Origin of the sequence: Brevundimonas sp. UBA7506 (genome assembly GCF_002479495.1) — a bacterium.
Classification (GTDB): Bacteria; Pseudomonadota; Alphaproteobacteria; order Caulobacterales; family Caulobacteraceae; genus Brevundimonas.
Genome location: NZ_DLNQ01000011.1, coordinates 98645 through 124758 on the forward strand (window position 1 = coordinate 98645; position 26114 = coordinate 124758).

The window sequence follows — 26114 nt, forward strand, 5'->3', positions numbered from 1 at the left end:
AAGCCCCTCATCTGTCCGGGGCCGCTTTTCCATGTCCGAGTTGAAGACCGACGTCATCCTGCGTGGCGACTGCATCGAGGTGCTAAAGGGCCTGCCGGACAAGTCGGTGGACATGGTCTTCGCCGACCCGCCCTATAATCTGCAACTGGGCGGCGACCTGCTGCGGCCCGACAATTCCAAGGTCGATGCGGTCGATGACGACTGGGACAAGTTCGACAGCTTCGCCGCCTATGACGCCTTCACCCGCGCTTGGCTGACCGAGTGCCGCCGCGTGCTGAAGGACGAGGGCAGCCTCTGGGTCATCGGCAGCTATCACAACATCTTCCGGCTCGGTTCGGCGATGCAGGACCTGGGCTTCTGGGTGCTGAACGACATCATCTGGCGGAAGTCGAACCCGATGCCGAACTTCAAGGGCACGCGCTTCACCAACGCCCACGAGACCCTGATCTGGGCCGCCAAGTCGCGCGAGCAGAAGCGCTACACCTTCAACTACGACGCGCTGAAGGCCTTCAACGAAGACACCCAGATGCGCTCGGACTGGACCCTGGCCCTGTGCACCGGCAACGAGCGGCTGAAGGACGACAACGGCGACAAGGCCCATCCGACCCAGAAGCCCGAGGCCCTGCTGCACCGGGTGCTGCTGTCGGCCAGCCGCGTCGGCGACGTGGTGCTGGACCCCTTCTTCGGCACCGGCACGACGGGCGCCGCGGCCAAGCGCCTGGGCCGCCACTTCATCGGCATCGAACGCGACGAGACCTACGCCAGGCTGGCCGAGAAGCGCATCAAGGCGGTCATCCCCGCCGCCCCCGAGGACCTGGTCGTCACCGGCTCCAAGAAGGCCGAGCCCAAGGTGCCGTTCGGCGCCCTGGTGGAAGCCGGCCTGCTGGCCCCCGGCGACAAGCTCTACTGCCCCAAGGGCGACCATGAGGCCCGCGTGCGCGCCGACGGTTCGCTGGTCTCCGGCTCCATGACCGGCTCGATTCACAAGCTGGGCGCCCTGCTGGAAAACGCGCCGGCCTGTAACGGCTGGACCTACTGGCGCTTCAAGACCGACACGGGCCTGCGCCCCATCGACGCCCTGCGCGCCGAGATCCGCGCCGGGATGCAGTAGGCGCAAGCTAGCGTAAAGCTTGCGACTATCGTTTCAGCCAAGCTGGAACCCCGGTCGTTGACCCGTGTTGACGATTCCAGTGCGCCAGCGGGGGCGCGGGAGTCGGTCTATGAAAATTGCCCAGGTCACGCCCCTCTATGAGGCGGTGCCGCCGCGCCTTTATGGCGGCACCGAGCGGGTCGTCGCCCATCTGACCGACGCCCTGGTCGAACTGGGCCACGAGGTCACCCTGTTCGCCAGCGCCGAGGCCGAGACACGGGCCCGGCTGATCCCGGTGCGCGATCAGGCCATCCGGCTGGACCCGGAGCCGCTGAAATCCGACCTGGCCGCCCACATGACCATGTTGGCCGAGGTGCTGGATCGCGCCGACGACTTCGACGTGATCCATTTTCATACCGACATGGCCCACTTCCCCTTCTTTCAGGGGTTGGCGGACAAGACCGTCACCACCCTGCACGGTCGGCTGGACCTGAAGGACCTGCCGGAGGTCTATGAGCGCTGGCCGCAGTTCGGCCTGGTCTCCATCTCCGACGATCAGCGCCGCCCCCTGCCCGCCGCCAACTGGAAGGCGACGGTGCATCACGGCATGCCGGGCGATCTCTATCGCTTCTCGCCGAAGTCACAGGGGTACCTTGCCTTCCTCGGCCGCATCTCGCCCGAGAAACGCCCCGACCGCGCCATCGAGATCGCCACGCGTCTGGGCAAGCCGCTGAAGATGGCGGCCAAGGTGGATGCGGCGGACAAGACCTATTGGGAGACGGTCATCCGGCCCCTGGTCGAGGGCAATCCCCTGATCGAGTTCGTCGGCGAGATCGGCGACGACCGGAAATCGGCCTTCCTCGGCGGGGCCGAGGCCCTGCTGTTTCCCATAGACTGGCCCGAGCCCTTCGGTCTGGTGATGATCGAGGCCCTGGCCTGCGGAACGCCGGTCGTGGCCTTCCGCTGCGGCTCGACGCCCGAGATCATCGAAGACGGCGCCACCGGCTTTCTGGTCGACACCATGGATCAGGCCATGGCCGCCGCCGGACAGGCGCACCGTCTGGACCGCGAGGCCATCCGGGCGCGCTTCGACCTGCGCTTCTCGGCCACGGCCATGGCCCGGCGCTATCTCGACGTCTACGGCGACCTGCTGGCCCGCCGTCCGTTCGCGGCCCATGTTCTGGACGGCGGCCGGGCGTCGCGGGTCGCCAACGAAGATCGCAGCTTCGCGGCCATAGGCTGAGTTCCGGCTGAACCCTTCACCGCTTCGGCCATTTCCCTGAGGGGCGCCTGAGCGACTTTCGCGCAGCAGCGAGGCAGACGATGGACGACGCCTATTCGGTCCAGACCACGGCCGCCGACAACAGCGATCAGGACGGTCTCGAGACCCTGATGGCGCTGAAGGACGCCGACACCTTTCTGGTGGCGGACCACTGGGGCGACGTCAAAAGCGGCGCCGACGGCCTGTTCGACCGGGACACGCGGCTGCTGTCGCATTTCGTCCTGACGGTGGGGCGGGCGCGGCCGTCGCGGCTCAGCTCTGGCGTGACCGAGGACAACGTTTTCTTCACCTGCCATTCGACCAACCGCCCCCTGCCGCCGATGGGGGGACGCTCGGCCCCGGCAGGCGTGCTGCATCTGGAGCGGCGGCGCTTCCTCTGGGACAAGCGTCTGTTCGAGCGGGTGCGGATGGTCAACCACGGCGTCGAGGACATCCTGCTGCCGCTGTCGTTCGAGTTCGGCGCCGATTTCGCCGACATCTTTCAGGTGCGCGGCACGCCCCGCCTGAGGCGCGGCGAGGTCCACGCCCCGATCATGGACGGACGGCGCGTCACCTTCGGCTACACCGGGTTGGACGGCGTGACCCGAACCAGCTGTCTGGCCTTTTCCGAACCGCCCGCGCGCCTCAGCGCCAACCGGGCGGAGTTCATGTTCAGCCTGCCCAAGGGCAGGCGGCTGGACCTCTACATCGAATGCGGCATCGACGTCTGCGACGCCCCGGATCAGGAGCGCTGGCGCTGGAACTCCATCCAGGCCCGGCTGGCCATGCGTCGACGGATGCGGCGCGGGGCCGGGGTGGCCGCGCCGCGCGATCCGCGCATCAACGACTGGCTGACCCAGTCGCGCACCGATGTCGCCCTGCTGACCACCGACCTGCCGACCGGCCCCTATCCCTATGCCGGGGTGCCGTGGTTCTCGACCCCGTTCGGACGCGACGGCATCATCACCGCCTGGCAGATGCTGTGGGTGGACCCCAGTCTGGCGCGCGGGGTGCTGACCTATCTGGCGGCGCGGCAGGCGACCGAGGTGGACGCCTTCAAGGACTCCGCCCCCGGCAAGATCATGCACGAGACGCGCGGCGGCGAGATGAGCGCCCTCGGCGAGGTGCCGTTCAGCCTCTACTACGGCGGGGTCGACACCACCTGCCTGTTCATCGCCCTGGCCGGCGCCTACGCCAGGCGCACCGGGGACATGGAGACCATCCGCGCCCTGTGGCCCAACCTGATCGCGGCGGCGGGCTGGATGAGCGACTACGGCGACAGCAACGGCGACGGCCTGATCGACTACGCCCGCGCCGCCGAGACCGGCCTGTCCAATCAGGGCTGGAAGGACTCGGAGGATTCCATCTTCGACAGCGACGGCCGCTTTCCTAAGGGGCCGGTCGCCCTGCTGGAGGTGCAGGGCTACGCCTTCGCCGCCTGGATGGCCCTGGCCGAGATGGGCGTGCAGATGGGCGACGAACGGGCCAGCCAGTGGCGGGCGCAGGCTGAAACCGTGCGGTCCCTGGTCGAGGACCGGTTCTGGATGGAGGACCAACAGTTCTACGCCGTGGCCCTGGACGGCGACGGCAAGCAGATGCAGGCCGTCGGCTCCAACGCCGGGCACCTGCTGTTCAGCGGCCTGCCCTCGCCCGAGCGCGCCCGTCTGGTGACGCGAAGGATGCTGACGGCCGAGTTCCGTTCCGGTTGGGGCCTGCGGACCCTGGCCAAGGGGCAGGCCCGCTTCAATCCGATGAGCTACCACAACGGTTCGGTTTGGCCGCACGACACGGCCATGGCGGCGGCCGGCATGGCCCGCTACGGCGAACGGCGCGCGGTGGCCATGCTGCTGGGCGAGATCTATGGCGCGGCGGCCCATTTCCAGCTGCGCCTGCCCGAGCTGTTCTGCGGCTTCATCCGCGAAACGGGCGAGCCTCCGATCGCCTATCCGGTCGCCTGCCTGCCGCAGGCCTGGGCGGCGGGTTCGGTCTTCCTGATGCTGCAGGCGGCGCTGGGCCTGTCGATCGACGCGCCCGAGCAACTGGTCGAGATCGCCGACCCGACCCTGCCGCCGGGGGTGGATCGGCTGTCGGTGACGCGGCTCAGGGTCGGCGACGGGGTCATCGACCTGCACTTCCAGCGGCTGGACGGTCAGGTCGTGGTCATGCCGCGCGAACGCAGCGGCATCGTCAACCTGCGGGTGACCGGCTAGGCCGCCAGGCCGCGCTCCAGCGCCTTGCGGAAGACGGTCGGCAGGGCCGCCAGGGCGTCGTCCGCAGGGGTCCAGACGAAGTCCCCCTCGCCTGCGCCGACATGGACGGTCAGGGTCAGGCTGAAGTGGGTGAAGACGTGCTCGACGGCCCCGGCCTGGGCCCAGTCGGCGGCGGCGGGCGGATCAAAGGCGGGCGCGGCGCTCCAGTCGGAGGTCGGCAGGCCGACCATCCCGCCCAGCAGGCCCTTGTCGGGACGACGCACCAGACCGATCCGCCCCGCCGCGTCGCGCAGGACAAAGGCGTGACCGAGACGATGCGGGCGCTCGGCCTTCTTCGTTTTCAGCGGATAGCGCGCCGGGTCGCCGGTCTTCAGCCCCTCGCAGCCGAAGGCCAGTGGACAGAGCTCGCACGACGGCCACTTGGGCCGACAGACGCCCGAGCCGAGGTCCATCAGGGCCTGCGGCCAGTCGCCGGGGCGTTCGTCGCTGACGAAGAGGGCGGCCAGTCGCTTCAGCTCGGGTCGGGCGCCGGGCAGAGGCGTCTCAACCGCGAACAGGCGGCTCATGACCCGCTCGACATTGCCGTCGACGACGTTGGCGGGTCGGTCAAAGGCGATGGCGGCCACGGCGGCGGCGGTATATGCGCCCACACCCGGCAGGGCCAGCAGGGCCGCCTCATTGTCGGGAAAGACGCCGCCGTGATCGCGGGCCACGGCGCGGGCGGAGGCCAGCAGGTTGCGGGCGCGGGCGTAGTAGCCCAGCCCGGCCCAGGCGGCCATCAGGTCGCCGTCCTCCACCGCCGCCAGATCGCCGACCGTCGGCCAGCGCGTGGTGAAGCGCTCGAAATAGGGGGCGGCGTGCGGCACCGTCGTCTGCTGCAGCATGACCTCGGACAGCCAGACACGGTAAGGGTCCGTGCGCGTCTTCGCCCCCGGCGGCGCGCGCCACGGCAGGGTCCGCGCATGGGCGTCGTACCAGTCAAGCAGGGCGGCGCGGAGGGAAGAGACGTCGAGCATGGGCCGAGCTATATAGGACGAATGCGTCGTCCTCTGCCCACCGAAAGCGAAGCCCGCGAAATCCTGACGAGGCGCCGGACGCGGCCGCAACTGCGCCCGCCGCCCCCGGCGGGTCGGTCGCTGGCCCCGCTGATCAAGAAGCTGGACGCCCAGTTCGGGCGCGGCGTCAGCGCACTGGAAAGAAACTGGTTTGAGATCGTCGGCGAACGCCTAGTCGGCGCCACCCTCCCAATAAAACTGATCAAGGCGCGAGGCGACACCCCAGGCATTCTCGAACTGAGAGTCGCCAGCGCAGTCGCGTTCCTCATCCCCTATGAGGAAAAGGGTATCGTCGAACGGGTGAACCTGGCTCTGGGTCCGAAAACCATAGGCAAAGTCCGCATAACCCAAGGCCCGGTGAAGCCCCTGCCCGTCGCCGGTGCCAAGCCCCGCGCGCGCGGCAAGGCGGTGCTGCCGCCCCTGCCCGCCTCGGTCGAAGCCGAGTTGGCCAACTCTGTCGAGGACGCCCCCGACAGCCTGAAAGCCGCCCTGCGCAAGCTGGGTCGCGCCGTGCTGTCGCAGCCGCCGGAAAACGAGCGCCGTTGACAAACCTTCGCCGCACCTGTTCTCGACAATTGAGCTGATCGCGCGCGTCCCAGGGAATCGCGCCATCCTTTTTGAGTCACACTCTCGTTCAAGGACGACCCATGGCTACGTTCCGTTACGCATCGATGAGCCGCCGCGCGGCCCTGACCGCCGCCGCCCTGGCCGCCATGGCCACGGTCGCCGGCTGCACCGCCAAAACCGGCGGCGCCGCACAGGGCGACATGGGCATGGGCGCGGGCGAAGACGCCAAGGTCACGGTCGTGGAATACGCCTCGGTCACCTGTGGTCACTGCGCCGTCTGGAACGAGGAAGTCTGGCCCGAATTCAAGACGAAATACGTGGACACCAAGAAGGTGCGCTACGTCTTCCGCGAGTTCCCGACCCCGCCGCAGGACATCGCCGTCGCCGGCTTCCTGATCGCGCGCTGCGCCGGCCCGGACAAGTATTTCGACGTCGTCCACGACATCATGGCCAGCCAGAAGGAATGGATGGCGGGCGTGGCCCCGCGCACCACCCTGTTCCGCGCCGCCGCAGCCGCCGGCCTGAGCCAGGAACAGACCGAGGCCTGCATCAGCGACAAGGCCGCCATCGAAGAGATGAGCAACCGCATCAAGGCCGGCATCGACGCCGGCGTGACCGGCACGCCGACCTTCCTGGTCAACGGCACCAAGGTTCTGGACAGCAGCCTGTCGGGCCTGTCGGAAGCCATCGACGCGGAACTGGCCAAGAAATAACTTCAACCAACCGGGGGGCGTGGACATGCTGAAGAAGCTGGTCGGGGCCGCGAGCCTTGGCGTCGCGCTGGCGCTGACGGCCTGTAGCGGCAAGGACGCGCCCCCCGCCGAGGGCGACATGGCTCTGGGCGCGCCCGAGGGCGCCAAGGTGACGGTGGTCGAATACGCCTCCGTCACCTGCTCCGGCTGCGCCGCCTGGAACGAACAGGTCTGGCCCCAGTTCAAGGCCAGGTATGTGGACACCGGCAAGGTGCGTTACGTCTTCCGCGAGTTCCCCACCCCGCCTCAGGACGTGGCCGTCGCCGGTTTCCTGCTGGCGCGCTGCGCGGGCGAAGACAAATACTTCCACGTCATCGACCAGATCATGCGGTCCCTGCCCGAACTTCATTCCGGCACACCGCCGCGCGACATCCTGCTGCGCACCGCGCGCGACGCGGGACTGAGCGAAGCCCAGTTCCAGACCTGTGTGGCCGATCCGGCTGGCGTCGCGGGGATGGAAAAACGCATCAAGGCGGCCCAGGACGCGGGCGTGACCGGCACGCCGACCTTCATGATCAATGGCGAGGTCGTGGCTGATCGCTCGCTGGACGGCCTGTCGCAACGGATTGATCCCCTTTTGAGCGCGAAATGACCATGAAGACCCTGTGGCGCACCCTGCCCCTGACGGCGGCTCTGACACTGGCGGCCCTGCCCGTCTTCGCCGCCGAAGCTTCGCCCACCGCCGCGACCGCGACGACGACCGTCGCCGCCGTGCCGGCCGTGACCGCCGCCGACCGCGTCCTGGGCCGCGCCGACGCCCCGGTGACCGTGATCGAGTACGCCTCCTTCACCTGCAGCCACTGCGCCGACTGGACCAACGAGGTCCTGCCGACCTTCAAGGCCCGCTATATCGACACCGGCAAGGTCAAGCTGGTGTTCCGCGACATGCCGACCCAGCCGGCCCAGATCGCCGCCACCGCCGCCGCCATCGGCCGCTGCGCCGCGCCCGACAAGTTCTTTGACGTGGCCCATCACTTCATGGCCGGTCAGGCCACCGCCTTCGCCAGCGGCAACGCCCGGCAATGGTACATAGGCGCCATCGGCGTCAGCGGCCGCACCCAGGCCCAGGTCGAAGCCTGCCTGGCTGATCCCGCGACGGGCCAGGCGCTGGAACGCGATATCGAGGCCGCCGTAGCCGCCGGGGTCGACGGCACCCCGACCTTCTTCGTCAACGGCCGTCGCACCCTGGACCATTCTCTGGAAACCCTGTCGGCAGCCATAGACCCGCTGCTCAAGGGGCGCTAAGCCCCCGCCGATGCAGTTCCAGAGACTGAAGCTCGTCGGCTTCAAATCCTTCGTCGACGCGGCGGAAGTTCAAATCGAGTCCGGCCTGACCGGAGTGGTCGGGCCGAACGGCTGCGGCAAGTCCAATGTGTTGGAAAGCCTGCGCTGGGTCATGGGCGCCAACTCGGCCAAGGCCATGCGCGGCCAGGGCATGGACGACGTCATCTTCGCCGGCGCCGCGGGCCGTCCGCCGCGAAGCCACGCCGAAGTCGTCCTGACCATCGACAACGCCCAGAAGCGCGCGCCCCAGCCCTTCACCGACAGCCCGGTGCTGGAGGTCTCCCGCCGCATCGACCGGGGCCAGGGCTCGACCTATCGCATCAACGGCAAGGAGGTCCGCGCCCGCGACATCCAACTGCTGTTCGCCGACGCCTCGACCGGGGCGAACAGCCCGGCCCTGGTGCGTCAGGGCCAGATTTCGGAACTGATCGCCGCCAAGCCGCAGAACCGACGCCGGATTCTGGAAGAGGCCGGCGGCGTGGCCGGCCTGCACACCCGCCGTCACGAGGCCGAACTGCGCCTCAAGGCCGCCGAGACCAATCTGGACCGGCTGGACGACATCGGACGCGAGCTGGAAACGGCGCTGAACCGGCTGAAGCGCGAGGCGCGTCAGGCTGAGAAGTACAAGAAGATTTCGGCCGAGATCCGCGCCCTGCAGGCCGCCCTGCTCTATGTGCGCTGGAACGACGCCAAGGCGGCCGCCGAGGTCGCGGCCCAGGAACTGCGCGACGCCGACCGCGCCGTGGCCGAGGCCAGCGCCGCCGCGACCAAGGCCGAGGCCGACGCCCTGAAGGCGCAGGAGGCGATGAAGCCCGCGCGCGAGGAAGACGCCGTGGCCGGCGCCCTGCTGCACCGGGCCACGCTGGAACGCGATCGCCTCGACATGGCCGAACAGGCCGCCCGCGCCGAGGTCGAGCGCCTGAAGGCCGAGGCGGCCCGCATCAACGCCGACGTCGAGCGCGAAGAACGGATGGCCGCCGACGCGAAACGCGAACTGGACCGGCTGGACCACGAGCTGACCAGGCTGAAAGCCGAGATCGCCGCCGCGCCCGAGCGCGGGCCGGAGCTGGAAAAGGCCCTGCTGGCCGCCGAGGACGCGCGCAAGGCCGCCGACGCCGAGGTCGAGCGTCTGGCCGGGACCCTGGCCGCCGTCGAGGCCCGCGCCAACGCCGAGAGCGCCCGAAAACGCGACGCCGAGGCCCGTCTGGCCCGCGTCGTCGGCCAGTTCGAACAGGCCAAGCGCGACCGCGAGGCGCTGGGTCCGCTTGAGACGCCGGAACTGGCCGTCGCCCGCACGGCGCTGGAAACGGCCCAGGCCGAGCTGATCGCCGCCCGCGAAGCCGTCGAGGCCGCCGAGGTCGCGCGCGGCGATCTGGCCCGCGTCGAGGCCGAGGCCCGCACCCATGCCCGCGCCGCCGAGGACCGGCTGGGCCGGTTGCAGACCGAGGCGCGGGGACTGGCGCAACTGCTGGTGACCGGCAAACGCGATCACCCGCCCGCCCTGGACAAGGTGTCGGCGGCCAAGGGGTATGAGGCCGCTCTGGCCGCGGCCCTCGGCGACGATCTGGACGCCGCGCTGGACGCCCGCGCCGCCGCCCATTGGGCGGGCGCCGATGCGCCCTCGCCCGTCTGGCCCGAGGGCGTGACGCCGCTGGCCGCCCATGTGACCGCCCCCGCAGAACTGGCCGCGCGCCTGGCCCTGTGCGTCGTCGCCCGCCAAGCCGATGCGCCGCTTCTGGCCAAGGCCCTGCCGACCGGCGCACGCCTGGTGACGGTGGAAGGCGACCTTTATCGCTGGGACGGCTTCGTCAGCCGGGCCGAGGCCCCGCGTCCCGCCGCCGTGCGTCTGGCCCAGCGCACGCGTCTGGCCGAGCTGGAAGCCGAGATCGACACCGGCAAGCCCGCGCTGGAGGCCGCACAGACGGCCCAGAAGACGGCGACCGAGGCCTTCCGCGCCGCCGAGGAGGCGGTGAAGACCGCCCGCCTCAAACCCTTCGCCGCCGACAAGGCCGTGGTCGCCGCGCGCGACCGGGTCGAAAGCCTGATGCGTGACCAGACCCGGCGCGAGGCCCGGGCCCAGGCGCTGGACGAGACCGTCGCTCGGCTGGACAGCGAGGTGGCCGAGGCCAAGACGGCGCTGGAGGCCGCGCAGTCGGTCGAGGCCCCGTCCGAGACCATCGCCGGTCTGCGTGACGAGCTGGCCGCCGCCCGCGTCGCCGCCGATGCGGCCCGGCAAGCCGCCCAGACCGCCCGCTCGACCCGCGACGAAGAGGCCCGCGATCGCGCCGGACGCGAGCAGCGGCTGGGCAGCCTGACCCGTGCTCATGAGGGCTGGGCCGGGCGCTCGAAGGAAAGCGCCGCCCGCGTCGCCGCCCTCGGCAAGGACGCCGACAAGACCGCCGCCCTGCTCAAGCAGGCCGAGATCGCGCCGCAGGGCTTCGCCGAACAGCGCGGCGCCCTGATGGACGCTCTGATCGCCGCCGAGACGCGCAAGAGCGCCGCCGCCGAGGCCCTGTCCCTGGCCGAGGGCACGGCGGGCGAGAGCGACCGCGCCAGCCGCGCCGCCGAGGCCGCCGCCGGGGCCGCGCGCGAAGCCCGCGCCGGTCTGGCCGCCCGCGCCGAGGCCGCGACCGAGCGTCTGGCCGAGGCCGAGGCCAATGTCCGCGAAACGGCGCAGATGTCGCCGGACGAACTGGGCCAGAAGCTGATCGACGACGCCATCGCCCGCCCGCCGGACACGGCCGGCGCCGAAAGCCTGCTGACCGGGCTGGAGCGCGAGCGCGAGGCCCTGGGCGCCGTCAACCTGCGCGCCGAGGAAGAGGCCGCCGAATACGGCGAGCGTCTGGGCGCCATGAAGTCCGAACGCATCGACCTGACCCAGGCGATCGCCAAGCTGCGCGACGGCATCGACGAACTGAACGCCGAGGGCCGCGAGCGGCTGGTGGCGGCCTTCGACGTCATCAACGCCAACTTCAAGGCCCTGTTCGAGGCCCTGTTCGGCGGTGGTCAGGCGGAGCTGAAGCTGGTCGAGAGCGACGATCCCCTGGAAGCGGGCCTTGAGATCTACGCCTGCCCGCCCGGCAAGCGCCTGTCGGTCATGAGCCTGATGTCGGGCGGCGAACAGGCCCTGACGGCGGCGGCCCTGATCTTCGGCGTCTTCCTGGCCAACCCGGCGCCCGTCTGCGTGCTGGACGAGGTGGACGCGCCGCTGGACGATGCCAACGTCGACCGCTTCTGCCGGATGCTGCACGAAATGCGGTCGCGCACCGACACCCGCTTCATCGTCATCACCCACAATCCCGTGACCATGAGCCGGATGGATCGCCTGTATGGCGTCACCATGCCGGAACGCGGCATGAGCCAGCTGGTCAGCGTCAACCTGAAACAGGCCGAGCAGATCGTGGCGGCGTAGAACGGGTTTCTCCTCCCCATTTCATGGGGAGGTGGATCGGCGGCGAAGCCGACGAGACGGAGGGGCTCGGTTGAGCCTGGCGCATCGCCCCTCCACTGCTACGCGGTCCCCCTCCCCACAGAGTGGGGAGGAAAGAGGGTCAGCGCGGCTTGCGCCGCATCGCGGCTCGCACGTCCCCCAGGGCCGGGCCGATCAGGAACCAGGGCTCGACGCAGTAGCGGGTGAAGAGGCGTTTCGGGTCGGCGAACAGACGGAACAGCCATTCAACGCCAAGCCGCCCCATCCAGCGGGGCGCCGCCTTCTGGACGCCCGCCTCATAGTCAAAAGCCGCGCCGACCGGCAGGATGACGGCCTCGGGCATGGCCTCGATGTTGTCAGCGATCCACAACTCCTGACGCGGCATGCCCATGCCGACGAAGAGGACGTTGGGTTGGAAGTCACGCACGGCGGCAAGGACGGCGGTATTGCCGGCCGATCCCGGCGTGGCGTCGAAATAGCCCGACAGACCCTTGATAGCGGCGCCGGGATAGCGCGCGCCCAGACGCTCCGCCGCCGTGGTCGCCACACCGTTTGCGCCGCCGACATAGAGGACGCGCCAGCCCTGACGGTTCGCCATGCTCCAGAACTGGTCGCGCCAGTCCAGATAGGTGCAGCGATGGAAGGGCCGGCTGTGCAGGCCCAGCAGCCGCGTGAAGTGGATCAGGGGGGTGGAATCCAGCTCGACCACATCGGCCAGATCATAGAGCCGCCGCATGCCCGCCGTACGCGGCAGAAGGTAGAGGCTGTGCAGGTTGTGGTTGGCGATGATGCTGCGCTGGCCCGTCTCGATGCAGCGCTCGACGTGCAGCAGCACCTCCTCGGGCCGCATCAGGTCGACCATCTCGCCCAGAATGCGGACGCGCTCTTCGGGGCGGCGTTTCTGCCGGAACGGACGACGCTCACGCGCCCGCCGGTCGGGCGGGGCGAGGGCGGCGTCGACTCCGAGCGGTTCCTGATACATGGCTTGGCTATAGACGCGGCGTCTCAACACGTGGTTTGCGGATGCGGTTAACAAACACAGGATGCCACGATGACGCGAGCCCTGACGCTCCTGACGGCCGCCGTCGCCCTGTCCGCGACCAGCGCGACGGCCCAGGATCACGCGATGGTCCTGACCGGCGTGGGACGGTTCGCCATCTTCGCCGACGCCGCCTCGACCACGCCCGACGGCGAAGGGGTGCGGATGCGGTCCCTGCAGGTCAGCGAGGAGGACATGGTGATCGGCGGCGTCGCCTATGCCGGCGGCTGGTCGTGGTGGCGGTTCGACTGCGCCGGCCAGACGGCGGATCGGCTCGACTTCGCGTCATTGAGAGCCGACGGGATCGAAGGGCCCATCACGCCGGAGAACGCTCCGCCTTTCGCCATCGCGCCCGGCGGGGACGCGGCGGAACTGGCGACGGTGGCTTGCAGTCGCGAGCCGCGGACGGCGGATGCGCTCAGCACGGCCGACGCCGTGCGCATGGGGCGCGAGCGGATGAAGGACTAACAGCCCTTCTCCCTCCCCTTTCATGGGGAGGGTGGTCGCGCAGCGACCGGGTGGGGAGGGCTTGGCGATAAAGGGGCCAGCGGCTGAATTGCCGAGCGCCCCCACCCGTCTGACGCTGCGCGTCAGCCACCCTCCCCATGAAGGGGAGGGAGAATTCCGCGACCGTTACGATCCAGGTCCACCCGATCCCTCGGCAGGGCCTGCGGGCATTCGTCCCGCATGAAGGCCAGCATCTTCTCGCGCACTTCGCAGCGCAGATCGAAGGCGACCGAGGCGTTCCTGGCGCTGGTCAGGCAGCGGACCTGGGCCACGCGGTCGGTGATGTCGGTGACCTGCAAGGCCACCACGTCGCCGTCCCACAGGGGCGAGGCGTGGGCGATGGATTCCAGCTTGACCCGCAGCCGGTCGATCGGCGCCTCGTAGTCCACATAGAGGAAGGCCACGCCGATCAGGCGGCTGTCGTCGCGGGTCCAGTTCTGGAACGGCTTCTGGATGAAATAGGTCAGCGGCAGGACCATGCGCCGCCAGTCCCACAGCTTGACCACGACATAGGTCGAGGTGATCTCCTCGACCCGGCCCCACTCGCCCTCGACGATGACGGCGTCGTCCAGGCGGATGGGCTGGGCCGTGGCGATCTGGATGCCGGCGATCAAATTGGTCAGGAAGGGTTGCAGCGCCAGACCGGCGACGATGCCCACCACCCCTGCCGAGGCCAGCAGGGACAGCCCCCACTGGCGCACGCCCGGAATGGTCATCAGCGCCAGCCCCAGGGTGATCAGTCCAATAAGGATGGCCGCCACCCGCTGCAGGATGCGCGTCTGGGTGACGTGCTTGCGGGCCAGGAGGTTGTCCTCCGTGTCCATGTTGAACTTCTTCAGGTGGACGACGGCCCCCATGTCCACGGCCCCGGCGATCATCCACCCGCACACCAGGATGAAGCCGAACAGCAGGGTGCGCCGGATCAGCAGCGACGGCTCGGGGTCCAGCGGCGAGACCGTCACCGCCAGGGCCAGGGCGATGATCATGACGGCGATGCGGACCTTGAGCCGGGCGCGGCCCAGCATCCCCTTCCAGAAGACGTCGCGGTTGCGCACCGCCAGCTTCAACAGGGCGAAGACCACCTGATTGGCCGCCCAGCCGATGAAGACGAAGACGACGGTGATGATGGTCACCACGGCCCATTCAGGCAGCCAGTGGAACTGGTTCCACAGGGCGAAGACGTTGTTGGTCAGGTCGACGACGAACTGGGGCATGGGCGCAGCCTAGCCAGCTTCGCCGCCCGACCCAAGGCCGTGCGGCGCTTCAGCGCGCCGCCGCTTCGACCAGATCAGCCAGGCGGGCGGCGGCGTCGGGGATGGCGACCGAGCGGGCGGCGGCGGACATGGCGGCCAGCCCGGCCGGGTCCGACAGGACTTCGCTCAGAACGGCGGTCAGGCTGTCGACCGTCACATCGTCCTCGGCGATGACGCGGGCGGCGCCGGCCTCGGACAGGGCGCGGGCGTTCAGGGTCTGGTGGTCGTCCATGGCGATCTTGAGCGGGATCAACACCGACGGCAGGGCCGCCACCGCCAGCTCCGAACAGGTCGAGGCCCCGGCGCGGCCGATGACCAGATGGGCCTTCGACAGGCGCTCGGCCATGTCGCGGAAGAAGGGGGCGACCTCGGCGTTAATGCCCGCCTCCAGATAGATCTGGCGGGCGCTCTCCAGGGTTTCCGGGCGCGACTGCTGCTGGACGTGCAGGCGGCGGCGGATGGCCTCGGGCAGGGCCGCCAGAGCGCGCGGCGCGGTCTCGGACAGGATGCGGGCGCCCTGACTGCCGCCGGTGACCAGCACATGGATGGGGCCGTCGCCTTCCGGCGCGACATAGGCGCGGTCGAACAGGGCGCGGATGTCCGGGCGGACCGGGTTGCCGACGACCTGGGCGCGAGCCTTCACCGCCTCGGGCGCGCGGCCCAGCGTCGGGAAAGCCGAGGCCACGGCGCCGACGCGCGGGGCCAGCATCCGGTTGGTGCGGCCCAGGACGGCGTTCTGTTCGTGGATCAGGGTCGGACGCTTCTGCAGGATGGCGGCGACCAGAGCGGGAGCCGACGGATAGCCGCCGAAGCCGACGACCACGTCGGCGCCGGTGCGGTCAAAGGCTGACTTGGCCTGGCCCACGCCGCGCATGATGGCGAGGCCCGCCTTCAGCAGACCGATGGGGCCGCTGCCGGTGGCGGCGTCCAGCGCCAGACGCTCCTCGGCGGGAAAGGCGTGGGCGTACTGCTCGCCGCGCGCATCGGTGGCCAGCACCACGCGCCAGCCACGCGACGCCAGTTCGCGGGCCAGGGCCTCGGCGGGGAACATGTGGCCGCCAGTGCCCCCGGCGGCGACGACGCAGACCTTGTTCATGCGGATACTCTCTTACGGCAGCAGGCGACGGCGCGGCGGGGAGATGTTGGAGCCCGGCTCATAGGCCCCCGGACGACGGCGTGTCAGGGCCAGGGCGAAGCCCATGGTCAGGCCCATGGCCATCATCGACGATCCGCCATAGCTGATGAACGGCAGCGTCATGCCCTTGGTCGGGATCAGGTTCAGGTTCACCGCCACATTGATGCAGGCCTGAAGCCCGATCAGCATGAAGAGGCCCGCCGCCGCCGTCTGCTCGAACGGGTCGTTCAGCTTCATCGCCTTCTTCATCCCGCGGATGACGATGAAGGCGTAGAGGCCGATCATGAACAGCGACAGGATCAGGCCGAACTCCTCGGCGCCGACCGAATAGATGAAGTCGGTGTGCAGGTCGGGCACCCGGCGCTTCATGACGCCCTCGCCGATGCCGCGTCCGACCAGACCGCCGGCACGGATGGCCTCGGAGGCGCGGTCGATCTGGTGGGTGTCGGTCGTCTCGGGCGACAGGAAGCGGCTGAGGCGGTCGCGCATGTGGCTGAAGGTGAAATACAGCGACACCACTCCGCCCGCACCCATGGCGGCGATCACGGCCACCCATTTCAGCGGCACCCCGGCCATGAAGAAGACGGCCATGAAGGTGGTGGTGATCAGCAGGGTCTGGCCGATGTCCGGCTGGATCAGCAGCAGGCCGACGGTCAGGGCCCACAGACCGAAGGCGATGCTGACGCCCGGAACCCCCTGCCCCTTCTGGGCCTCGGCGAACATCCAGGCGGCGAAGACGATCAGGCCGGGCTTGGCGAACTCCGACGGTTGCAGGCTGAACGGGCCGAGGTTCACCCAGCGCGCCGCGCCCTTCACCGTGTCGCCGATGAAGGGCAGGGCCGCCATGACGACGATGGCCCCGAACAGGGCCAGGACCGCGATCCGCCGCACCCCGCGCGGCGACAGCAGGGAGGTGGTCAGCATCAGGCCCGTGCCCATGCTGGCCCAGACGATCATCCGCCACGAATAGTGGAAGGGATCGGTGATGGATTCGTCGGCCAGGATGGCGGCGGGGCTGGAGGCGAAGCTGAGCGATACGCCCAACGCCACCAGGGTCAGGGCCGCGCCCAGCAGGCCGCGATCCACGGTCCAGAACCAGCGCGCGATCAGGCTCTGGTCGTTGCGCGAGAAGGGATGGCTGTAGCTCTGGCTCATGCGGCGGGCTCAGGCTTGGCGCCCAGCGCCAGGACGGCGGCGCGGAAGGCTTCGCCCCGCACCTCGAAATCAGGGAACTGGTCGAAGCTGGCGCAGGCAGGCGACAGCAGGACGACCTGCTCGCCGCCGGCTTTCGCCGCGTCGGCGGCGGCCAGTTCGACCGCGCGCTCCATGGTGCGGGCCACGACGTGCGGCGTGTCGGCCAGGGTGACGGAGAAGGCGTCCGCCGCCTCGCCGATCAGATAGGCCTTGGCCACATGACGGAAGAGGTCGCGCAAGCTGTCGATGCCGCCCTCCTTGGCCTTGCCGCCCGCGATCCAGAAGACGGAGGGGTAGGAGGCCAGGGCCTGACGCGCGGCGTCGGCGTTGGTGCCCTTGGAGTCATTGATGAAGCGGACGTCGCCGAGACGGCCCACGGCCTCCATGCGGTGCGCCAGACCAGGGAAGGTCAGCAGGCCCTCGACCGCCGCCTCGTGCGACACGCCCAGCGCGCGGGCGGCGGCGTAGGCGAAGGCGGCGTTTTGGGCGTTATGGCGACCGGGCAGAGAGCGGGCCTTCGTCAGATCAGTAATCATGACGTCGTCAGCGGTCAGTTCGCCGGATGCAGCCTCTATCCCGCTCATCCCCGCGGAGGCGGGGACCCAGTTCTTTGTCTGCAAGGACTCGGTCGGCGTGGTGGACGCGGCTCTCACTGGGTCCCCGCCTCCGCGGGGATGAGCGGAAGTGGAAACCGTGCAGACGCGCCGCCCCTGCGCGCGCAGGTCCGTCGCGATCCCCTGCCCCCAGGCTTCGTCCACGCCGACCAGGGCCAGCGCCTCCGGACCCTGCGCCTGGAAGATGCGGCGCTTGGCGGCGACATAGCCTTCCATGCCGCCGTGGCGGTCCAGATGGTCGGGGCTGATGTTGGTCAGGATGGCCACGTCGGGCGCGAAAGTCGTGGTCAGGTCCAGCTGATAGGACGAGACCTCGATGACATAGACGGCGTCGGGCGTCGGGGCCGGCAGGGCCAGAACCCCGATGCCGATATTGCCGCCGATGTGGACGCTCAATCCCGCCGACTTCAGCACCCAGCCGATCAGGGCCGTGGTCGTGGACTTGCCGTTGGTGCCGGTGATGGCGACGACGCGGGGGCGCCGGTCTTGCGGCAAGGCGTCCAGGGCGCGGGCGAACAGCTCGACGTCGCCGATGACCGGCACGCCCGCCGCATGGGCTCGCTCGACGGTCCAGTGCGGCTTGGGATGGGTCAGGGGCGCGCCCGGCGACAGGACCAGGGCGGCGAAGCCCGACCAGTCGGCGCGGGTCAGGTCCTCGACGAGGAAGCCCTCGGCCTCGGCCTGCATCCGGCCCGAGACGCCGTCGTCCCAAAGGACCGGGACGGCGCCGCCGGCCTGAAGCGCGCGTGCAGCCGTAATCCCGGACCGGCCAAGGCCGAAAACCACGACGCTACGCCCCTCGAAACCGGGAACCGGGATCATGGGATCAGCGCAGCTTCAGCGTAGCCAGACCGAGCAGCGCCAGCATGGCGGCGACGATCCAGAAACGGATGACGACGGTCGATTCCGGCCAGCCCATCTTCTCGAAATGGTGGTGGATGGGCGCCATCAGGAAGATGCGCTTGCCGGTCAGCTTGAAGTAGCCGACCTGGATCATGACCGAGGCCGCCTCGACCACGAACAGGCCGCCGACGATGCCCAGGACCAGTTCGTGCTTGGTAGCCACGGCGATGGAGCCGAGCGCGCCGCCCAGAGCCAGCGAGCCGGTGTCGCCCATGAAGATCTTGGCCGGGGGGGCGTTGTACCAGAGGAAGCCCATGCCGCCGCCGATCATGGCGGCGCAGAAGATGGCCAGTTCGCCCGCGCCGGGCACGTGGTGGACCTGCAGATAGTCGGCGAACAGGAAGTTGCCGACCAGGTAGGAGATGATGCCGAAGGCGCCCGCCGCCATCATGACCGGCACGATGGCCAGGCCATCCAGACCGTCGGTCAGGTTCACGGCGTTGGAGAAGCCGATGATGGTGAAGGCCGCAAAGGCCACATAGAACCAGCCGATGTTCAGCAGGATGGCCTTCAGGAAGGGGAAGGCGATTGAGGTTTCCAGACCCGGCGAGGTCGGCGAATAGGTCATCCAGACGACGGTCAGCACGCCCGCGATCACGGCCACGACGGCCTGGGCCGCCAGCTTCTGTTTCGAGGTCAGGCCCGCCGAGGTCTGCTTGGTCACCTTGGCGTAGTCATCGATGAAGCCCAGAACGCCGAAGGCTGCCGTGACGCCGGAAACGATCCAGATATAGGGGTTGGTCAGGTCGCCCCACAGCAGGACAGCCACGCCGATGCCCGCCAGGATCATCAGCCCGCCCATGGTCGGGGTGCCGACCTTGGACAGGTGCGAAACTGGGCCGTCTTCGCGGATCGGCTGACCCCGGCCCTGCTTGGCGCGGATCCAGTTGATGAAGCGGCTGCCCATGGCGACCGCGACGATCATGGCCGTGGCCATGGCCAGGGCGACGCGCACCGTCTGATACTGGATCAGGTGCAGCAGCGGATATTCCTGAGCGATATCCGCGTAATAGAGATAGAGCAGGTAGAACATGGCTTTTTAGTCCCCTATCGGACCGCGCGCGGCGCGGTCCTGCTTGAGGGGGTCTCTCCTCATTTCTCTATCGGTCCGCGCGCGGCGTCATGCAATCCGGCCAGGGCCGCCGCGACCAGCGAGGCGCGCGACCCGTTCGATCCCTTGACCATGACCACGTCGCCGGGCTGGACCAGGCGGGCGGCCTCAGCGGCCAGTTCGGCGGCGGTTTCGCGCCATTGGCCCCGCAGCGACGGCGGAAGCATGTCGTAAAGCTGGCGCATCTGCGGTCCGGCGGCGTGGACCACGTCCAGCCCGGCGGCCTCGATCGCCGGGGCCAGGCCCTCATGCAGGGCGCGGCTGTGCTCGCCCAGCTCCAGCATGTCGGTCAGGACCACGACGCGGCGACCGCCCTGCCCGACGGGCTTGGCGCCCAGACTGACGAAGCCCGCCTTCATCGACAGGGGATTGGCGTTGTAGCTCTCGTCGATCAGGGTGAAGGCGCCGCCGGGGATGGCGACCGTCTTCATCTGGCCGCGCCCGGCCAGAGGCTGGAACCCGGCCAGGGCTTGCAAGGCCGTGTCCAGCGACACGTCCAGCGCCTGCAGCATCAGGATGACGCACAGGCTGTTCAGGCCCCAGTGCACGCCCGACTGGGCCAGCCGATATTCGATGCGCTGACCGTCCAGCTCGGCGACAACCGTCGCGCCCTCGCTGTCGGGCGTGAAGCCCAGCAGGCGGGCGTCGCAGCCGGCGTCATGGCCGAAGGTGCGCAAGGTCGCCCCGGCGTCCAGCGCGCCCTGACGCACGATGTCGGCATGGGCGTCGGCGGCGTTGACCACGGCGATCCCGCCGGGGATCAGACCCTGGAAGATGGCGGCCTTTTCACGCGCCACGCCCGCCTCGCCGTCGGCGAAGGCTTCGATGTGGACCGGGCCGACCGTAGTGACGCAGGCGGCGTGGGGGCGGACGAAGGCCGACAGCGGGCCGATCTCGCCCGGATGGTTCATGCCGATCTCGAACACGGCGCGGTCGGTGCCGTGCGGCATCCGCGCCAGGGTCAGCGGCACGCCGATGTGGTTGTTGTAGCTCTTGATCGAGGCGTGGGCGGAACCGGCGAGGTCCAGACCCGCCTTGATCGCCTGGGTCACGCTGGTCTTGCCGACGCTGCCGGTGACGGCGCCGCGCAGGGGTGCGCGCTCGCGGGCGGCGACGCCCATGGCCTCCAGCCCCTTCAGGGTGTCGGGGACCAACACATAAGGTCCGCCCTCGACCGGGCGGTCGACCAGGGCGACGGCAGCACCCGCGGCGAAGGCGGCGGCGGCGAACTCATGCCCGTCGCGCGCGCCGTGCAGGGCGAGGAAGAGGTCGCCCGGCTGGATTTCGCGGCTGTTGTAGGTCAGGCCCGAGACATCAGCGTCGGGTCCGTGGAGCTGGCCGCCGGTCGCCGAGGCGATGGCTTCGGCGGTCCAGAGCGGCGTTTTAATGTCAGGCATGATCGCGCAGGGCTTCGGTCGCTTCGGTGGCGTCGTCGAAGGGATGCACGACCCCGGCGACGATCTGTCCCTGTTCATGCCCTTTTCCGGCGATCACCACCACATCTCCTTCGCGCATCAGCGATACGGCGTGGCGGATGGCCTCGCGACGGTCGCCGATCTCCAGCGCGTCGGGGCAGCCGGCGCGGACCTGGGTGCGGATGGCGGCGGGGTCTTCCGAGCGCGGATTGTCGTCGGTGACGATGGCCACGTCGGCCAGACGTCCGGCGATCTCGCCCATCATCGGTCGCTTGGCGCGGTCGCGATCACCGCCAGCGCCGAAGACGACGATCAGTTTGCCCGTCGCGTGGGGACGAAGCGCGTTCAGCACCGTCTCCAGACCATCGGGGGTGTGGGCGTAGTCGACATAGACCTCGCCGCCGCGAGAGCCTTCGCCCGGGATGCGTTGCAGACGCCCCTGGGCGCCCTGGATGAACTCCATGGCCGGGATGACCCGGTCGGGGTCTTCGCCGCCCGCGATGCACAGGCCCGCCGCGACCAGGGCGTTCGAGGCCTGGAAGGCGCCGGCCAGGGGCAGCAGGATGTCGTGGATGCGGCCGCGCGCGTCGATGGTCAGGCGCTGGCCTTCCGGCGTGGCCCGGCGCGCCAACAGGCTCAGGTCGCGCCCGCGCTCGCCCACGCCCATGACGCCTAGACCCGCCATGATCGAGGCCGAGGCGAAGGCCGAATAGGCGTCGGAGTCGGCGTTCAGAACGGCGGTGCGGCCACGCGGCAGCAGGGCCTCGAACAGGCGCAGCTTGGCGGCGCGATAGCTCTCCATCGTGCCGTGATAGTCGAGGTGGTCCTGGGTCAGGTTGGTGAAGCCGGCGGCGCGAATGGCCACCCCGTCCAGACGGCGCTGCTCGATGCCGTGCGACGAGGCTTCCAGCGCCAGGTGGGTCACTTCCTTGGCGGCCAGTTCGGCCAGCAGGCGGGCGGCGTCGGCGGCGTCAGGGCTGGTCAGGCCGGGGCCGGTCAGGGCGTAGGTCTTGTCGCCCTTCTGACCGACCACGCCGAGCGTGCCCATGCTGGCCGACTTCAGACCCAGACCGGCCCAGATCTGGCGGCAGAAGTTGGCCACCGAGGTCTTGCCGTTGGTGCCGGTGACAGCCACGCAGGTCCTGGGCTGGGCGCCGTAGAAGCTGCGCGCCGCCAGGGCATAGGCGCGGTGCACGTCGCCCGAGGCGACCAGCAGGGGCGCGGCGCCCGCCGGGGTGTCCGCCGGGGCCAGGATGGCGGCGGCGCCCTTGGCCAGGGCCTGCGGGATGAAGGCGCGGCCGTCGGCGGACGCGCCCGGCAGGGCCACGAACAGGGCGCCGGGGACGACCTTGCGGCTGTCGGCGGTGACGGCGGTGATCTCGGGGTCCGAGGAGACGTCGCGACGCAGCAGTTCGGAGAGACGAAGCGCGCTCATCGACCGTCGCCCTCTACGTCCTCGAACTCGGGGATTTTTTCGCCCAGGGCCGTGGCCCAGCGGTCGGCCTTGCGCTCGACGCCCAGGAAGGGCGCGATGCGGTCGGCGATCTTGCCGACGGCGGGCGCGGCGACATAGCCGCCGGTGCGCGGATAGGAGGACGGCTCGTCCACCAGGACGAAGATGGTGTAGCGCTTGGCCGTCACCGGGCCGTCGGCGGGGAAGACGGCGGCGAAGGAGCCGACGGCGTGGGTTGGATCATAACGGCCGTTGACCAGCTTGTTGGCCGAACCGGTCTTGCCGCCGACCCGCAGGCCCGGCGCATCGGCGAAGCGGCCCGAGCCGCGCGTCACGTTGCGGCGCATCAGGTCCAGCATGGTGGCCGAGGTCTCGGGCGAGACGACCTGACGGGTGCGGGCGTTGGGCAAGCCGCCCTTGCGCAGGGTCAGGGGCACATAGCGCCCGCCGTTGGCCAGAGAGGCGTAGGCGGCCACATACTGGATCGGCGTGACCATGATGCCGTAGCCGAAGGACAGCGAGGCCAGGGTGCTGTCGTCCCACTTGCGCACCCGCGACGGGCGGGCCGATTCCTTGAGTTCGATCGGCGCGGCGTCCAGCAGACCCAGCCGCTGGAAGTAGTCGCGCATCACGTCGCCGCCCATTTCGACGGCCAGACGCGAGGTGCCGATGTTGGACGAGTGCAGATAGACTTCCTCCAGCGTCAGCACCTTGTTGGTGGCGTGGAAGTCCTTGATGCGGCGCTTGCCGATCTGCAGCGCCTGGGAGGCGTCGAACAGGGTGTTCATGTCGGCGCGGCCGGTGTCGATGCCGGCGGCGACGGTGAAGCTCTTGAACACCGAGCCCATTTCATAGTGGCCCGAGGTGACGCGGTTCAGCAGGGCCTCTTCCGGGGCGCTGTTGCGGCGGTTGGCGTCGTAGGTCGGCCAGCTGGCCATGGCCAGAACCTCGCCGGTCTGGACGTCCGTGACCACGGCGACGGCGCCCTTGGCCCCCGCGGCCTCGGCGGCGGCGGCCAGTTCGTTCTCGACCACGCCCTGCACCCGAAGGTCGATCGACAGCTGGAAGTCCTCGCCGGCGGCGCCGGCCGCGCGGATTTCCTGGTTGAAGGCCAACTCCGAACCGGACACGCCCTCGCCGCCCGTGTCGGCGCGGCCGATCAGGTGCGCCGCCGAGGTGCCCAACGGATAGACGCGGCGATCCTCAGGCTCGAACGAGACCCCGCCCAAGGCCAGGGCGTGGACGGCGCCACGCTCGGACGGGGTCAGGCCGTTCAGGACCAGCAGACGGCGGTCGCCGCTCAGCACCCGATCCAGACGATGGGCCGAGACGCGCGGCAGGGCGCGACGCAGCTGGACCTTGGCGCTGGCCGGGTCCCAGATCTCGCGCGGGTCGATATAGAGGCCGTAGTGGGTGATGTTGGTGGCCAGCAGCTGGCCGTTGCGGTCCACCAGATCGGCGCGCGTCAGGGCGTTGGCGTTAAAACCGGCGCCCGCCGCACCGCGCGGCGCAAAGAGGGCGGCGTGGGCCGCGCCCAGGGCCAGGCAGGCGAAGACCGCGCAGAAAACCGCCATGATCAGGAAGATGCGGACGCGGGTGTCTTCCTCGGGACGACCGTCGGCGCGGGCGCGCTCGAACGAGTGCTCCATCCACCAGACGCAGTTGGCGACCCAGCGCCCCCAAGCGGCGAACAGGCCCCCGACCGAAGGCCCCACCGAGGGGCCTTGCGCGCGCGACTGCGGGCGGCCCGGCGCGGGTCGGCGATAGTCCATGCCGTGATGATCATGCACGCTCAATGCAGGCTCTCCCCGGCGACGGGTTCAGCCGCCTGAGCGACTGGCGCGGCGGCCACGGGCGCAGGCGCCGCGACGACGGCCGGCGGCGGGGCGATGGCGGGCAGACCCGCCTCGACCGCCTGACGATGAACATCGACCGGCCCCAGGCCGATTTCGCGCGACAGGGCCTCCAGCCGCGCGGGCTGCTCCAGCCGGGTCGCCTCGGCGCGCAGCAGGCGGACCCGCTGGCGGTTCTCGCGGATCTCGCTCTCGATCCGGCTGATCTCGGCGCTTTCGCGGGCGGCGGCGGCCTTGGCGATATAGACCGAGAAGACCAGGGCGGCGACGCAGACCACGCCGATGATCTCGACGCAGCGCACGCCGCGGACCTTCCAGTCGAACAGGCGCTTCACCGGAACGGGAACGGCGATCATGCGCGCTTCCCTCCGCCAGACCTTCCCTCAATCGCGCCCCAGGCCGGAGCCTCGGTGCGGACGGCGGCGCGCAGGCGGGCGGACCGGGCGCGGGGGTTGGCGGCCAGCTCGGCCTCGCCCGCTTCGCGCGCACCCTTGAACATCAGGTCGAAGCTGGGCTTGCGCAGCTCCACCGCGACGGGGGCATGGCGCGAACCGCCCGGCGCATTGCCGGTGCGCTCGGTCAGGAAGGCCTTGACGATGCGGTCTTCCAGCGAATGGAAGGTGACGACGACCAACCGGCCGCCCGGCGCCAGGGTCGCCTCGGCCGCTTCCAGTCCGCGCTCCAGCTGGCCCAGCTCGTCGTTGACGGCGATACGCAGGGCCTGGAAGACGCGGGTGGCCGGATGAATGGCCGCGCCGCGACGACCGCCCAGAGCCTTCTCGACCACCTCGGCCAGATCCAGGGTCCGACTGAACGGCTGCTCGACGCGGCGGCGCAGGATGGCGGTGGCGACGCGGCCCGACTGACGTTCGTCGCCGTACTGCTTGAAGATGTGGGCCAGCGGCCCGTGATCCCAGGTGTTGACGATGTCGGCGGCGGTCGGCCCCGTATCGCCCATACGCATGTCCAGCGGCCCGTCGCGCATGAAGGAGAAGCCGCGCTCGGCCTGATCCAACTGCATCGACGAGACGCCGATATCGAAGACAGCGCCGTTCAGCTGAGCCTTGCCGCTCTCGGCGAAGGCCTCGGCCAGGCCCGAGAAGGGGGTGCGGATCAGCTGGAACTGACCCGGCCAGGCGGCGGCGACCGCGTCGGCGTGCGGCTGGACGGTCGGGTCCCGGTCCAGACCGATGACCTGGGCACCGCGCTCCAGAATGGCGCGGGTATAGCCGCCGGCGCCGAAGGTGGCGTCGATGATCAGGTCGCCGGGCTGAGGGTTCAGAGCGTCAAGAACTTCGGCCAGCAGGACGGGCGCGTGCGGAGACGTCATGCCGCGCCACCGGTCTTGGCGGCCGCCGCCTGACGGCGCATTTCGCCGAACTGCTTCAGGCCCTCGCGCGCCATGCGGCGCTGCTCGGCGCGGTGCGCCGCCCACTTGTCCTTGTTCCAGATCTGGAAGCGCTCGCCGACGCCGTAGATGACGACCGTGTCGGACAGGTCGACCTCGGCGCACAGGTGTTCCGGCAGGGTGATGCGGCCCGCCGAGTCGTAGGACAGCGGCTTCTGCTCGCCGAAGATCGAAGCTTCCAGCGCCGAGCGATAGGGATCGCCGAAGGGCAGGCTTTCGATGACGGCGCGATATTCGGCGAACAGCTTGTCGCCGCCGGCTTCCAGGCAGTCGGCCTCAATGGAGGGGAAGCAGAAGACGCCGTGCTCGGCGCCGTTTTCAGCCGTGCGGAATTCCTGGGGGATCAGGAGACGGCGCTTGCCGTCCAGCTGCTTCTCGTAGGTCGAGAGAAACACGCCCTGCCCCAATCGAGCCCCTCGGCCCGTCCCTGAAATCCGTTGATGACACCACGCGTCGGGCGACAGCCCCTACTCATGAGGTTGTGGGATAGCATGGGATCAGATGGGCCTCAATGGGATTAGTTGACACCCTTTAACCAAATTTGCAGTTCGCCGAACGGCTCACACAGTCAAAAATGAGA

22 protein-coding genes are annotated in these 26114 nt (G+C 69.7%); 9 read left to right on the plus strand and 13 right to left on the minus strand.

Translation table 11 applies throughout. The annotated features are described in order from the left end of the window. Positions 1 to 31: 31 nt before the first annotated feature. From B3K53_RS11300 to B3K53_RS11310, 3 genes are all read left to right on the plus strand, one after another. Positions 32 to 1111: a site-specific DNA-methyltransferase gene (locus B3K53_RS11300; RefSeq protein ID WP_292084406.1), complete on the plus strand. Its 1080-nt coding sequence runs from the start codon at positions 32 to 34 to the stop codon at positions 1109 to 1111. A gap of 109 nt (positions 1112 to 1220) precedes the next feature. Next, positions 1221 to 2333 (plus strand): glycosyltransferase family 4 protein, encoded by a 1113-nt coding sequence (locus B3K53_RS11305; protein WP_292084408.1) that lies wholly within the window; start codon positions 1221 to 1223, stop codon positions 2331 to 2333. Between the two features lie 80 nt (positions 2334 to 2413). Next, complete coding sequence (locus B3K53_RS11310; protein WP_292084409.1) at positions 2414 to 4561, plus strand: amylo-alpha-1,6-glucosidase; 2148 nt, start codon at positions 2414 to 2416, stop codon at positions 4559 to 4561. Here B3K53_RS11310 and mutY read toward each other — a convergent pair. Then, positions 4558 to 5577: an A/G-specific adenine glycosylase gene (gene mutY, locus B3K53_RS11315; protein ID WP_292084410.1), complete on the minus strand. Its 1020-nt coding sequence runs from the start codon at positions 5575 to 5577 to the stop codon at positions 4558 to 4560. The genes B3K53_RS11310 and mutY overlap by 4 nt on opposite strands. A gap of 21 nt (positions 5578 to 5598) precedes the next feature. Here mutY and B3K53_RS11320 point away from each other — a divergent pair, with 21 nt between their 5' ends. The 5 genes from B3K53_RS11320 to smc all read left to right on the plus strand — a co-directional run bounded on the left by B3K53_RS11320 (position 5599) and on the right by smc (position 11631). Continuing rightward, on the plus strand, positions 5599 to 6162 hold the full coding sequence (locus tag B3K53_RS11320; protein WP_292084412.1) for a DUF721 domain-containing protein: 564 nt from the start codon (positions 5599 to 5601) through the stop codon (positions 6160 to 6162). Between the two features lie 101 nt (positions 6163 to 6263). Then, the gene (locus B3K53_RS11325) at positions 6264 to 6896 is read left to right on the plus strand and encodes a DsbA family protein (protein WP_292084413.1); all 633 of its coding nucleotides are present in this window, start codon (positions 6264 to 6266) and stop codon (positions 6894 to 6896) included. Positions 6897 to 6921: 25 nt separating this feature from the next. After that, positions 6922 to 7527 (plus strand): DsbA family protein, encoded by a 606-nt coding sequence (locus tag B3K53_RS11330; RefSeq protein WP_292084415.1) that lies wholly within the window; start codon positions 6922 to 6924, stop codon positions 7525 to 7527. After that, positions 7524 to 8180 (plus strand): DsbA family protein, encoded by a 657-nt coding sequence (locus tag B3K53_RS11335; RefSeq protein ID WP_292084416.1) that lies wholly within the window; start codon positions 7524 to 7526, stop codon positions 8178 to 8180. The genes B3K53_RS11330 and B3K53_RS11335 overlap by 4 nt, the downstream gene beginning before the upstream one ends. Positions 8181 to 8190: 10 nt before the next feature. Next, entirely contained in the window at positions 8191 to 11631 is a 3441-nt protein-coding gene (gene smc / locus B3K53_RS11340; RefSeq protein WP_292084417.1) for a chromosome segregation protein SMC, read from the plus strand. Between the two features lie 139 nt (positions 11632 to 11770). Here smc and B3K53_RS11345 read toward each other — a convergent pair whose 3' ends face one another. Continuing rightward, a complete protein-coding gene (locus tag B3K53_RS11345) occupies positions 11771 to 12631 on the minus strand; it encodes a WecB/TagA/CpsF family glycosyltransferase (protein ID WP_292084418.1) in 861 nt (286 codons plus the stop codon). 69 nt (positions 12632 to 12700) lie between these two features. On the opposite strand from B3K53_RS11345, the gene B3K53_RS11350 reads away from it, so the two are divergent. Then, positions 12701 to 13156, plus strand: a complete 456-nt coding sequence (locus tag B3K53_RS11350) for a hypothetical protein (protein ID WP_292084419.1) — start codon at positions 12701 to 12703, stop codon at positions 13154 to 13156. A 122-nt stretch (positions 13157 to 13278) separates the two neighbouring features. On the opposite strand, the gene B3K53_RS11355 is transcribed toward B3K53_RS11350, so the two are convergent. From B3K53_RS11355 to B3K53_RS11405, 11 genes are read right to left on the minus strand one after another with little or no spacing between them, the layout of a single operon-like run. Then, positions 13279 to 14409, minus strand: a complete 1131-nt coding sequence (locus tag B3K53_RS11355) for a mechanosensitive ion channel family protein (protein ID WP_292084420.1) — start codon at positions 14407 to 14409, stop codon at positions 13279 to 13281. Positions 14410 to 14458: 49 nt separating this feature from the next. Beyond that, positions 14459 to 15544, minus strand: coding sequence for an undecaprenyldiphospho-muramoylpentapeptide beta-N-acetylglucosaminyltransferase (gene murG, locus B3K53_RS11360; RefSeq protein WP_292084421.1), 1086 nt, complete (start codon positions 15542 to 15544; stop codon positions 14459 to 14461). Between the two features lie 12 nt (positions 15545 to 15556). Further along, on the minus strand, positions 15557 to 16738 hold the full coding sequence (locus B3K53_RS11365) for an FtsW/RodA/SpoVE family cell cycle protein (protein WP_292084422.1): 1182 nt from the start codon (positions 16736 to 16738) through the stop codon (positions 15557 to 15559). Next, a complete protein-coding gene (gene murD, locus B3K53_RS11370) occupies positions 16735 to 18213 on the minus strand; it encodes a UDP-N-acetylmuramoyl-L-alanine--D-glutamate ligase (RefSeq protein ID WP_292084423.1) in 1479 nt (492 codons plus the stop codon). Before murD ends, B3K53_RS11365 begins: the two co-directional genes overlap by 4 nt. A 4-nt stretch (positions 18214 to 18217) precedes the next feature. Next, the gene (gene mraY / locus B3K53_RS11375; RefSeq protein ID WP_292084424.1) at positions 18218 to 19327 is read right to left on the minus strand and encodes a phospho-N-acetylmuramoyl-pentapeptide-transferase; all 1110 of its coding nucleotides are present in this window, start codon (positions 19325 to 19327) and stop codon (positions 18218 to 18220) included. 59 nt (positions 19328 to 19386) lie between these two features. Further along, positions 19387 to 20802 carry a UDP-N-acetylmuramoyl-tripeptide--D-alanyl-D-alanine ligase gene (locus B3K53_RS11380; RefSeq protein ID WP_292084426.1) on the minus strand — a complete coding sequence of 472 codons (1416 nt, stop codon included), beginning with the start codon at positions 20800 to 20802 and terminating at the stop codon, positions 19387 to 19389. Beyond that, entirely contained in the window at positions 20795 to 22255 is a 1461-nt protein-coding gene (locus B3K53_RS11385; protein WP_292084427.1) for a UDP-N-acetylmuramoyl-L-alanyl-D-glutamate--2,6-diaminopimelate ligase, read from the minus strand. The genes B3K53_RS11380 and B3K53_RS11385 overlap by 8 nt, the downstream gene beginning before the upstream one ends. Then, positions 22252 to 24045, minus strand: a complete 1794-nt coding sequence (locus B3K53_RS11390; RefSeq protein WP_292084513.1) for a peptidoglycan D,D-transpeptidase FtsI family protein — start codon at positions 24043 to 24045, stop codon at positions 22252 to 22254. The genes B3K53_RS11385 and B3K53_RS11390 overlap by 4 nt, the downstream gene beginning before the upstream one ends. Positions 24046 to 24065: 20 nt before the next feature. After that, the gene (gene ftsL, locus B3K53_RS11395) at positions 24066 to 24482 is read right to left on the minus strand and encodes a cell division protein FtsL (RefSeq protein WP_292084428.1); all 417 of its coding nucleotides are present in this window, start codon (positions 24480 to 24482) and stop codon (positions 24066 to 24068) included. Then, the gene (gene rsmH, locus B3K53_RS11400) at positions 24479 to 25456 is read right to left on the minus strand and encodes a 16S rRNA (cytosine(1402)-N(4))-methyltransferase RsmH (RefSeq protein WP_292084429.1); all 978 of its coding nucleotides are present in this window, start codon (positions 25454 to 25456) and stop codon (positions 24479 to 24481) included. Before rsmH ends, ftsL begins: the two co-directional genes overlap by 4 nt. Continuing rightward, positions 25453 to 25929 carry a division/cell wall cluster transcriptional repressor MraZ gene (locus B3K53_RS11405; RefSeq protein ID WP_292084430.1) on the minus strand — a complete coding sequence of 159 codons (477 nt, stop codon included), beginning with the start codon at positions 25927 to 25929 and terminating at the stop codon, positions 25453 to 25455. The genes rsmH and B3K53_RS11405 overlap by 4 nt, the downstream gene beginning before the upstream one ends. Between the last annotated feature and the right edge of the window lie 185 nt (positions 25930 to 26114).